Below are 742 nucleotides of genomic sequence, written 5' to 3'. Positions count from 1 at the left end.
CCATGCGTTCCATGGCGTTGCGCAGCTCGCGCACGTTGCCCGGCCAGCGGTGGGCCAGCAGGGCGTGCAGCACCGCCTGCGGCAAGGCGGCGAGGCCCTCGGCCGATGCAACGGCATCGTGCGCCCCTTCCGCCCCCGTATCCACCCCCAGCCGCACCGACGCCGCGCGGAACAGCCTCGCCGCCAGTGGCGCGATGTCGTCGGGCCGGTCGCGTAGGGGCGGCACCACGCACTCGAACACGTTCAGTCGGTAGTACAGATCCTCGCGGAACGCGCCTTCGCGGCACAGCCGGGCAAGGTCGCGGTTGGTGGCGGCGATGATGCGCACGTCCAGCCGCAGGGGACGGGTGCCGCCCACCCGCTCGATCACCCGGTCCTCCAGAAAGCGCAGCAGCTTGGCCTGCGACGCGGGCGACAGTTCGCCCACCTCGTCCAGGAACAGCGTGCCGCCCTCCGCCAGTTCGAACTTGCCAGCGTGGTCGCGCACCGCGCCGGTGAACGCCCCGCGCACGTGGCCGAACACCTCCGATTCGAACAGCGATTCCGCAAGCGCGGTGCAGGTCACCTCCACGAAGGGGCGGCCCGCCCGCGCCGACAGGGCATGGATGGCCCGCGCCAACGCGGTCTTGCCGGTGCCCGTCTCGCCGGTCAGCAGCACCGTGGCCTCGCTGGGGGCAATGCGCTCCACCAGCGTCTGCAAGGCCAGCGTGGCCGGGGCGGTAAGCCCCGCGAACCAGTCGCC

At 72.5% G+C, this 742-nt stretch carries 1 protein-coding gene; it reads right to left on the bottom strand.

Going from position 1 to position 742, the window contains the following annotated elements; genetic code table 11:
• Positions 1 to 742 (bottom strand): sigma 54-interacting transcriptional regulator (locus FVW20_RS17460; RefSeq protein WP_196610585.1); only part of this gene is annotated, 742 nt, incomplete at both ends.

The sequence above is a fragment of the Nitratidesulfovibrio oxamicus genome, from assembly GCF_015731765.1.
Lineage (GTDB): Bacteria > Desulfobacterota > Desulfovibrionia > Desulfovibrionales > Desulfovibrionaceae > Cupidesulfovibrio > Cupidesulfovibrio oxamicus.
The sequence above is the reverse complement of the archived record's forward strand: the minus strand, read 5'-3'. Positions and strand labels throughout refer to the sequence as shown.